Origin of the sequence: Streptomyces sp. NPDC047981, assembly GCF_040653315.1 — a bacterium.
Lineage (GTDB): Bacteria > Actinomycetota > Actinomycetes > Streptomycetales > Streptomycetaceae > Streptomyces.
Map to the genome: position 1 here is coordinate 1 of NZ_JBEZNQ010000142.1, position 10,030 is coordinate 10,030.

At 71.5% G+C, this 10,030-nt stretch carries 6 protein-coding genes; 2 read left to right on the top strand and 4 right to left on the bottom strand.

Features of this window, described 5'->3' with window-relative positions:
* Positions 1-262: 262 nt before the first annotated feature.
* Positions 263-1,423: an alkaline phosphatase PhoX gene (locus AB0E14_RS38290; RefSeq protein ID WP_362429716.1), complete on the top strand. Its 1,161-nt coding sequence runs from the start codon at positions 263-265 to the stop codon at positions 1,421-1,423.
* Here the strand turns inward: AB0E14_RS38290 and AB0E14_RS38295 are convergent.
* The 4 genes from AB0E14_RS38295 to AB0E14_RS38310 all read right to left on the bottom strand — a co-directional run bounded on the left by AB0E14_RS38295 (position 1,393) and on the right by AB0E14_RS38310 (position 8,285).
* Positions 1,393-2,475, bottom strand: a complete 1,083-nt coding sequence (locus AB0E14_RS38295; RefSeq protein WP_362429719.1) for a winged helix-turn-helix domain-containing protein — start codon at positions 2,473-2,475, stop codon at positions 1,393-1,395. The genes AB0E14_RS38290 and AB0E14_RS38295 overlap by 31 nt on opposite strands.
* A gap of 643 nt (positions 2,476-3,118) precedes the next feature.
* A complete protein-coding gene (ppdK, locus tag AB0E14_RS38300; RefSeq protein WP_362429722.1) occupies positions 3,119-5,830 on the bottom strand; it encodes a pyruvate, phosphate dikinase in 2,712 nt (903 codons plus the stop codon).
* 376 nt (positions 5,831-6,206) lie between these two features.
* Positions 6,207-7,343 (bottom strand): tRNA dihydrouridine synthase DusB, encoded by a 1,137-nt coding sequence (gene dusB, locus AB0E14_RS38305; protein WP_362429726.1) that lies wholly within the window; start codon positions 7,341-7,343, stop codon positions 6,207-6,209.
* 33 nt (positions 7,344-7,376) lie between these two features.
* Positions 7,377-8,285 carry a helix-turn-helix domain-containing protein gene (locus AB0E14_RS38310; RefSeq protein WP_362429729.1) on the bottom strand — a complete coding sequence of 303 codons (909 nt, stop codon included), beginning with the start codon at positions 8,283-8,285 and terminating at the stop codon, positions 7,377-7,379.
* Between the two features lie 215 nt (positions 8,286-8,500).
* Here AB0E14_RS38310 and AB0E14_RS38315 point away from each other — a divergent pair, with 215 nt between their 5' ends.
* The gene (locus AB0E14_RS38315) at positions 8,501-9,874 is read left to right on the top strand and encodes an MFS transporter (RefSeq protein WP_362429732.1); all 1,374 of its coding nucleotides are present in this window, start codon (positions 8,501-8,503) and stop codon (positions 9,872-9,874) included.
* Positions 9,875-10,030 lie beyond the last annotated feature (156 nt).

The following is a 10,030-nucleotide window of genomic DNA, read 5'->3' on the forward strand; positions in this document are numbered from 1 at the left end:
CGACCGGGGCCGCCCGTGCCGGAACCCGGCCGAGGCCGCCCGGGCCGGTACCCGCCGGGGCCGCCCGAGCCGGTACCCGCCGGGGCCGCCCCGGGGGCGTAAGCACCCCTTCCCGCGGTGACCTTCTGCCCGACGCTTCCCCTTCATCGCTTGTTGCTGCACCGTCAACTCCGTACCAACTCCGTACTCCTAGGTTCCGAAAGCGCGCGACCCCGCCGCCGACCGGTGCGGCGGGTTCACACACACCTCTCTGGAGTGAGACGTGGAGCGACGCAGTTTCCTGCGCGGAGCGGTCATCGGCACGTCGGCGGCCGCCTTCGGTGGCACCCTGATGCGCGGGGCGGCCTACGCCGCCCCCGCCCAGCCCGGCGCCGGCCCCTACGGGGCCCTCGGCTCGGCCGACGCCAACGGCATCCTGCTGCCGAGCGGATTCAGCAGCCGGGTCATCGCCCGGTCGGGACAGACCGTCCCCGGCACCTCGTACACCTGGCACAACGCCCCTGACGGCGGCGCCTGCTTCGCCGACGGATCCGGCTGGATCTATGTCTCCAACTCGGAGATCAACCCGGGCGGCGGCGCGAGCGCGGTCAAGTTCAGCTCGACCGGCGCCGTGACCGGCGCGTACCGCATCCTGTCCAACACCCGCACCAACTGCGCGGGCGGCAAGACCCCGTGGAACACCTGGCTCTCCTGCGAGGAGGTCAGCCTCGGCTACGTCTACGAGACCGACCCGTACGGGGTGAACGCGGCCGTCCGCCGCTCCGCCATGGGCCGCTTCAAGCACGAGGCCGCCGCCGCCGACCCGGTCCGCAGGGTCGTCTACCTGACCGAGGACGAGTCCAGCGGCTGCTTCTACCGGTTCATCCCGACCACCTGGGGCGACCTCAGCTCCGGCACGCTCCAGGTCCTCGTGGCCGGCACCGCCACCTCCGGCTCCTTCACCTGGCAGAACGTGCCGGACCCGGACGGCTCGCCGACCGCGACGCGCAGCCAGGTCTCCGGCTCGAAGAAGTTCAACGGCGGCGAGGGCTGCCACTACGCCAACGACACCGTCTGGTTCACCACCAAGGGCGACAACCGCCTCTGGAAGCTCAACCTCGCCAACAGCACCTACGAGCTCGCCTACGACGACTCCCTGGTGTCCGGCGGCGGCGCCCCGCTGACGGGTGTCGACAACGTCACCGGCTCCTCCTCCGGCGACCTGTTCATCGCCGAGGACGGCGGCAACATGGAGATCTGCATCATCACGCCGGACGACGTCGTCGCCCCGTTCCTGCGGATCAACGGCCAGTCCGGTTCCGAGATCACCGGACCGGCCTTCTCCCCCGACGGCAAGCGGCTGTACTTCTCCAGCCAGCGCGGCACCAGCGGCAGCTCCTCGGGCGGCATCACCTACGAGGTGACCGGCCCGTTCCGCGCGTAGAGACGCGCCGCGGGGGCCGTCGCCGAGACGGTCCCCGCGACCCCTCCCCTGCGCCCCGCGCCGCCGCCACGGCCGCCGCCACCGCCACCACCGAGCAGCGCGGCGCCCAGCGGCGTGAGGGTGTGCAGGACCGCGTTGCCGTGCCGCAGGGTCGCGACGAGCCCCGCCTCGCGCAGGACGCCCGCGTGCTGGCTGGCCGAGGCCAGCGACACCCCGGCCCTGCGGGCGAGTTCGCTGGTCGTACCGCCGTCGCCGATCGCGTGCAGGACCGCGGAGCGGGTGGTGCCGACCAGCTTGGCCAGCGAGGAGAGCCCCGGCGCGTGTACGGTCGGCGCCTCGCAGTGCGTCGTCGGGTAGACGAGCACCGGGGGCAGCGCGGGGTCGCGCAGGACGACCGGCGTGCCCCGGCAGAAGTACGAGGGCTGGAGCAGCAGGCCCCGGCCGTCGAGGTGCAGGTCGCGGGCGACCGGGTAGTCGGCCTCCAGGACGGGGGCGCGCCAGCGGAACATCGGCGGCAGCGAGGCGAGCAGCTCGTCCGCGCCGCCGTCCAGCAGGGCCCGGCCGCGCACCGCCCGGTCGGCCTCGACCCGGGCGCGGATGTGCGGCCAGTGCGGCTCGATCGCCGCCCGGTGGTAGCTGCGCAGCGCCCCGAGGAGCCGGCCGAACGGTTCTGCACCGCCCGCGGCGAGGGCGCGCAGCGAATGCGGCACGGTCCGCCCGCCGACCCGGTCGGCACCCAGCAGGGCGAGCTCCCTGTGGAGCCGGTCCCCGGCGGTCGCGCGGATCGCCTGGAGGCCCTCGTCGAGGCCCTGCAGGCCCTCGGGAGGGGTCAGGAAGTCGGGGAAGTAACCACGGCTCGGCACAAGCGCGGCGAGCAGCCGGGTCTCCCCGTTGAGCCGGGGCCGGGTCTGGGAACGCCATTCTCCGTAGACGACCGGTCCGCGCCGGTCCCTAAGCCGATGAAAGCTGAGAATCGTTTCCCACAGAACGTCGGGACGGGCGGCCATCCGTACGCCCGCCACGTCGCTTTCGGTGAAATGAATCCGCAGCATTGAACCCCCACCTGTGCACTCGCAACCACCCCCGTCGATGAGTATGCACATCATCACAGCACGTTACCAGGGTGTTTCAGCCACACTTGAAAAGCATCGCGGGGACCCGGGGCAAACGGAAAAGCTGTGCGTGTCGGGCAGGAAACCTTCAGGACCGAGGTGGCGTGGCGAAGACCGTGGGGGGCTTCACGCGTCCGGCGGCGGTCGGCGAGGGTTGCGGCTCACCTGCCCGGCATGGGTAATGGGCGCGGCCACCGGGTGGGGATCCGGGGGCCGCGCCCGCCCTGTTGTTTGCGGGACGACACGTGGAAAGTTCAATACGGAATGTTCAACGGCCAATAATTCAATCGGCCTCGATTGAACACAAACTCACATCCGGCGAACATCCCGGGGCCGCTCCGGGGTCCTCGCGGGGTGGACGAAATACGACGGGGGCGGACACCTCCGCACAAGGTGTCCGCCCCGTCTCTCTTGCGACCCGGAGTCGCCGCCCATCGGTTGAGGGTCGGGGACGAGCGGCGACTCCGGTGATCTTTGCTACTGAACGCCCGGTCAGCGAGCGTCAGCAGACGCCGGGCCCGGGGCCCGGCGGGTGCGTGCGCCGTGCCGGACCCGGAGGCCCGGCGGCACGTGCGCCGTCGGCTCAGCGGCTGTCGGAGCCCTTCGCCTCCGCCGCGGCCCGGCCGGCCTCCAGGCGCGCCACCGGGATCCGGAACGGCGAGCAGGAGACGTAGTCGAGGCCGACCTCGTGGAAGAAGTGCACCGACTCCGGGTCGCCGCCGTGCTCGCCGCAGACGCCGAGCTTGATGTCCGGGCGGGTGGCCCGGCCGGCCTCGACGGCGCTGCGGACCAGCGCGCCGACGCCGTCCTTGTCGATGGTCTCGAACGGCGAGACACCGAAGATGCCCTTCTCCAGGTACGCGGTGAAGAAGCTGGCCTCCACGTCGTCCCGGGAGAAGCCCCACACGGTCTGGGTGAGGTCGTTGGTGCCGAAGGAGAAGAACTCGGCGGCCTCGGCGATCTGACCGGCGGTCACGGCGGCGCGCGGCAGCTCGATCATGGTGCCGAGCGCGAGCTTCAGCTCCACGCCGGTCTGCGCCTGGACCTCGGCGATGACCTGCTCGGCCTCGTCGCGGACGAGCTCCAGCTCCTGGACGGTGCCGACGAGCGGGATCATGATCTCGGCGCGCGGGTCGCCCTTGGCGTCGATGCGCTGGGCGGCGGCCTCGGCGATCGCCCGGACCTGCATGGTGAACAGGCCGGGGATGACCAGGCCGAGGCGGACACCGCGCAGACCCAGCATCGGGTTCTGCTCGTGCAGCCGGTGGACGGCCTGGAGCAGGCGCAGCTCGTTCTCGTGCGGCTCCTTGCGGGCCTCGGCGAGGGCGACGCGCACCGACAGCTCGGTGATGTCGGGCAGGAACTCGTGCAGCGGCGGGTCGAGCAGCCGGACCGTGACGGGCAGCCCGTCCATGGCCTCGAAGAGCTCGACGAAGTCCTTCTTCTGCAGCGGGAGCAGGGCGTCCAGCGCCTCGGTCCGCTCCTCGTCGGTGTCGGCGAGGATCAGCTTCTCGACCATCTCGCGGCGCTCGCCGAGGAACATGTGCTCGGTGCGGCACAGGCCGATGCCCTGGGCGCCGAAGCGGCGGGCGCGCAGCGCGTCCTCGGCGTTGTCGGCGTTGGCGCGGACACGCAGCCGGCGGACGCGGTCGGCGTAGGCCATGATCCGGTGGACGGCCTGGACCAGCTCGTCGGCGTCGTCGGCGCCGGCGTGCATCCGGCCCTCGAAGTACTCGACGACCGGGGACGGTACGACGGGTACCTCACCGAGGTACACCTTGCCGGTGGAGCCGTCGATGGAGACGACGTCGCCCTCCTCGACGACCTGGCCCGAGGACGTGGTCATCCGGCGGCGCTTGGTGTCGACCTCGAGCTCCTCGGCGCCGCAGACACAGGTCTTGCCCATGCCGCGGGCGACGACGGCGGCGTGCGAGGTCTTGCCGCCGCGCGAGGTCAGGATGCCCTCGGAGGCGATCATGCCGTCCAGGTCGTCCGGGTTGGTCTCGCGGCGGATCAGGATGACCTTCTCGCCGGAGCGGGACCACTTGACGGCCGTGTAGGAGTCGAAGACGGCCTTGCCGACCGCGGCGCCCGGGGAGGCGGCGATGCCGCGGCCGATCTGCTCGACCTTGGCGTTCTCGTCGAACTTGGGGAACATCAGCTGCGCGAGCTGGGCGCCGTTGACGCGCTGGAGCGCCTCGGCCTCGTCGATCAGGCCCTGGTCGACGAGCTGGGTCGCGATCCGGAAGGCGGCACCGGCGGTGCGCTTGCCGACGCGGGTCTGCAGCATCCACAGCTGACCGCGCTCGATCGTGAACTCGATGTCGCAGAGGTCCTTGTAGTGGGTCTCCAGGGTCTCCATGATCTGCATCAGCTGGTCGTACGACTTCTTGTCGATCGACTCCAGCTCGGCCAGCGGCACGGTGTTGCGGATACCGGCGACGACGTCCTCGCCCTGCGCGTTCGTCAGGTAGTCGCCGTAGACGCCCTGGTGGCCTGAGGCGGGGTCGCGGGTGAAGGCGACACCGGTGCCGGAGTCCGGGCCGAGGTTGCCGAAGACCATGGAGCAGACGTTGACCGCGGTGCCGAGGTCGTGCGGGATGCGCTCCTGGCGACGGTAGAGCTTGGCGCGGTCGGTGTTCCAGGAGTTGAAGACGGCCTCGATGGCGAGGTCCATCTGCTCGCGCGGGTCCTGCGGGAAGTCGCGGCCGGCCTCGGCCTTGACGATCTTCTTGAAGTGCTTGACCAGCTTCTTCAGGTCGGCGGCGTCGAGGTCGGTGTCGACGGTGACCTTCTTGGCGGCCTTGGCCTCGTCGAGGGCCTCCTCGAAGAGCTCGCCGTCGACGCCGAGGACGGTCTTGCCGAACATCTGGATGAGCCGGCGGTACGAGTCCCAGGCGAAGCGCTCGTTGCCGGCCTGGGCGGCGAGGCCCTCGACGGAGACGTCGGAGAGGCCGATGTTCAGGACGGTGTCCATCATGCCGGGCATGGAGAACTTGGCACCGGAGCGGACGGAGACGAGCAGCGGGTTGTCGGCCTGGCCGAGCTTCTTGCCCATCGCCTGCTCGAGGGCGTCCAGGTGGGCGCTGACCTCGTCCCGCAGCTCGACGGGCTCGGAGCCGCTGTCGAGGTAGACCTTGCACGCCTCGGTGGTGATCGTGAAGCCGGGGGGAACGGGGAGGCCGAGGTTGGTCATCTCGGCGAGGTTCGCTCCCTTGCCACCGAGCAGGTCCTTCAGGTCCCTGTTGCCCTCGGTGAAGTCGTACACGAACTTCTGATCTTTGTTTTCCGACACGTGTCTCGACTCCTCGAGGACTCGGTGGCTGCCCTGACGGCGAGGAACATACCCAGATCGAAGGCTCATGTGGAGGTATGCCTCCCGGTCACATGGTCTTAACCACCCGTCCGCCAGCACATCGAAAGTAACCGACGGGTAGCTTCCGCTTTCAGGCTCCGAAGCCCCCTTGACCCAAACCTGGAATTACCCGCTCACATGAGCGCCTCCAAAAGCATTTGCGTTCAACTCTTGAACGCAAGAGGGGTGGCACCCAGTGCCACCCCTCCAGAAGTACAACACCCCGTAATCTGCTCATCTGAGCACACCCCTTATCAAGGGTGGCGAGGATCACGCCGAACGAACGGCTCGATTCCCACGATCCGGACGCCCGGGATCAGCCCCCGGACGTGTCCGACTCGGCCTCCTCGCTGACGCCCGAGCAGTCGTACGGGTCCTTCAGCCAGCCGTCCGGCAGGACGACGCGGTTGTTGCCCGAGGTGCGGCCGCGGGGGCCGTCCGCGCCGGTGGGCCAGGGCTGGTCCAGGTCCAGCTCGCTCAGCTGAGCGCCCAGCTCGTCCAGGGAGGAGGTGATCGCCAGCTTCTTGCGCATCTCGGAACCGACCGAGAAGCCCTTCAGGTACCAGGCCACGTGCTTGCGGAAGTCGATGACACCGCGCGACTCGTCGCCGAGCCACTCGCCGAGCAGCCGTGCGTGGAGCAGCATCGCGTCCGCGACCTCCCGCAGGCCCGGCTGGGCGTACGCGCCCGTGCCCTCGAAGCCCGCCACCAGGTCGCCGAAGAGCCACGGCCGGCCCAGGCAGCCGCGCCCGACGACCACGCCGTCGCAACCGGTCTCGCGCATCATCCGCAGCGCGTCGTCGGCCGACCAGATGTCGCCGTTGCCGAGCACCGGGATCTCCGGGACGTGCTCCTTGAGCCGCGCGATGGCGTCCCAGTCGGCGGTGCCGCCGTAGTGCTGCGCTGCCGTGCGCCCGTGCAGGGCGATCGCGGTGATGCCCTCCTCGACCGCGATCCGGCCCGCGTCCAGGTAGGTGATGTGGTCGTCGTCGATGCCCTTGCGCATCTTCATCGTCACGGGCAGGGCGCCCGCGTTCGACACGGCCTCGTTGAGGATCGCGCGCAGCAGGGGCCGCTTGTACGGCAGGGCCGAGCCGCCGCCCTTGCGGGTCACCTTGGGGACCGGGCAGCCGAAGTTCAGGTCGATGTGGTCGGCCAGGTCCTCGTCCGCGATCATCCGGACGGCCTTGCCGACGGTCACCGGGTCGACGCCGTAGAGCTGGATCGACCGCGGCTTCTCGCTCGCGTCGAAGCGGATGAGCTGCATCGTCTTCTCGTTGCGCTCGACCAGCGCCCTCGTCGTGATCATCTCGCTCACGAAGAGCCCCTTGCCGCCGCTGTACTCGCGGCAGAGGGTGCGGAACGGGGCGTTGGTGATGCCGGCCATCGGCGCGAGCACCACCGGCGGCTGCACGACGTGCGGCCCGATGGCGAGAGGGGAGAACGCGGTCATTACGCCATTGTCCCGCACCGCCGCGGTGTTCCGTCAGTCGTTTCGGCCACACAGCTCGCGCAGGCGTTCGAGCCCCTGGCGGGACTCCTCGTCCACCGGCACGTACGTCACCAGGCGCGGCCCGGAGGTCGGTCCGAGCCAGAGGCTGGTGTGCTCCAGGTGCAGGGTGCCGACACGTGCGTTGCGGATGAACTTCGTACGGCCGCCCTGGGCCACCACCTCGTGCCGCGCCCAGATCTCCCGGAACTCGGGGGAGGCCGTCTCCAGGCGCTGCAGCAGCGCCTTCCAGGCGGGCTCGGCCAGGTGCTCGGCCATCGAGGCCCGGAACTTGCCCGCCATCGCGCGCGTGACGTCCGGGAGGTCGGCGACGGCGGCGCGCCAGTCGTCGTTGGTGAAGGCCAGCCAGATGCAGTTGCGGTCCTCGCGGGGCAGCTCGTCGAGGTCGCAGAGCAGACGGCCGTACGTGCGGTTGTAGGCCAGGATGTCGTAGCGGCTGTTCTGGACGCAGGCGGGCACCGGCTCCAACTGGTCGAGCATCGCGCGCAGGGCGGGCGTGACGGTCGGGCAGGGCGACTCGGGGTGCGGGTCGGTCTCGCCGCCGAGGGCGAAGAGGTGGGTGCGCTCGGTCGCGTCCAGCAGCAGGGCACGGGCGAGGGCGTCGAGGACCTGCGGGGAGACGTGGATGTCGCGCGCCTGCTCCAGCCAGGTGTACCAGGTGACGCCGACGGCGGAGAGGTGCGCGACCTCCTCGCGGCGCAGGCCGGGCGTGCGGCGGCGCCGGCCCCGGGGAAGGCCGACCTGCTCGGGGGTGATCCGCTCGCGGCGGCTGCGCAGGAAGGCGGCCAGCTCGTGGCGCCGGACGTCGGCGGGTGCCGTCGCCCGGGTTTCGAGGGTCTGCGCTTCGAGGGTCTGCGTTTCGAGGGGGGCCGCCATCGTCGTCATGCTCCCAGGGTGCCGGGGTGCTCAGCCCGTTGCCAGGTAGTTCTAGTACCAGGATAAAGACACTCTGGTACCAGGCTGAGCAAAGGCGGATCTTCGATGACGTGAGTACTACCGCCTCCCCCAGCGCCTCCGCCTCCGCCTCCGCCAGCTCCTCCCCCGCCACCCACACCGGCGGGGCGGGCGCCGGCGGCGGCCGTCCGGCCCCCGCCGGCGCCCTGGGCCCCCTCGGCCTCTTCACCGTCCTCCTCGGCGCGGCGCTGCCGCTGATCGACTTCTTCATCGTCAATGTCGCCCTGCCGACCATCGACCACGACCTGGCCGCGGGACCGGCCATGCTGGAGCTGGTCGTCGCCGGGTACGGGCTCGCGTACGCCGTGCTGCTCGTCCTCGGCGGGCGGCTCGGGGACCTCTTCGGCCGCCGTCGGCTCTTCCTCGTGGGCATGGCCGCCTTCGGCGCGACCTCGCTCGCCTGCGGACTGGCCCCGGACGCCTGGACGCTGGTCGGGGCGCGGGTGGCACAGGGTGCCGCGGCCGCGCTGATGCTCCCGCAGGTCCTCGCCACCATTCACTCCTCGACGGAGGGCGCGCGCCGCGCCAAGGCGCTGAGCCTCTACGGAGCCACCGCCGGGCTCGCGATGGTCGCCGGCCAGATCCTGGGCGGGGTGCTCGTCGCCGCCGACCTCTGGGGCAGCGGCTGGCGGGCGATCTTCCTGGTGAACGTGCCCGTGGTGGTGGCGGGCCTGCTGCTCGCGGTACGGACCGTGCCGGAGACCCGCTCCGAGCGACCGGCGCCGGTCGACGTCGCGGGCACCGTGCTCCTGGGCCTCGCGCTGCTCACGCTCCTCGCCCCTCTTACAGAGGGGAGGGCGGCGGGCTGGCCGCTGTGGACCTGGATCGCCCTCGGGATCTTCCCGCTCTCCGCGGCCGCGTTCTGGTGGGTGGAGCTGCGGGCCGACCGCCGGGGCCGTACGCCGCTGGTGCCGCCGAGCCTGCTCTCCCTGGTCTCCCTGCGCCGCGGTCTCGCGCTGGTCGTGCCGTTCTCGATCGGCTTCGGCGGCTTCATGTTCGTGATCGCGGTCGCGCTCCAGCAGGGGCTGCGGATGAGCGCGGTGGTCTCGGGCCTGGCCCTGGTCCCGATGGCCGTCGCCTTCTTCGGGGCCTCGCTGGCGGGCCCCCGGCTGGTACGGCGCTGGGGCACGCGGGTCGTCACGGCGGGCGGCCTCGTGCAGGGGCTCGGCATCGCGCTGCTCGCCCTGGCGGCCTGGCGTTCCTGGCCGGACCTCTCCGCCTGGAGCCTGCTGCCGGGTATGGCCGTCGCGGGCCTCGGCCAGGGCCTCCAGCTGCCGGTCCTCTTCCGGGTGGTCCTCTCCGAGGTCCCGGCGGACCGGGCGGGCGTCGGCAGCGGGGTGATGGTCACGACCCAGCAGTCGGCCCTCGCGCTGGGGGTGGCCACGCTCGGCTCGCTCTTCCTGTCGCTCGCGGCGACCGGCTCGATGGGCACGGCGCTGACGGTGACGCTCCTGGTCCAGCTGGCGGCCGTCGCCCTGACGGTCGCGCTGAGCCTGCGCCTGCCGCGCGTGGTGAGCTGAGCCTGCGCCCGCCGCGCGTGGTGAGCTGAGGCCGGCCGGACGCGCGTGGTGAGCTGAGGCCGGCCGGACGCGCGTGGTGAGCTGAGGCCGGCCGGACGCACGTGGGGGCGGGGGACGCACCCGGTGCCCGGGCCCCGTCGTGGTATCGGCCCCCGC

What these genes read in the sequence shown, in the direction of transcription:
- AB0E14_RS38310 (WP_362429729.1), bottom strand. Translation starts at nt 8,285, where the DNA reads ATGACGACGATGGCGGCCCCCCTCGAAACGCAGACCCTCGAAGCGCAG.
- AB0E14_RS38295 (WP_362429719.1), bottom strand. Translation starts at nt 2,475, where the DNA reads ATGCTGCGGATTCATTTCACCGAAAGCGACGTGGCGGGCGTACGGATG.
- dusB (WP_362429726.1), bottom strand. Translation starts at nt 7,343, where the DNA reads ATGACCGCGTTCTCCCCTCTCGCCATCGGGCCGCACGTCGTGCAGCCG.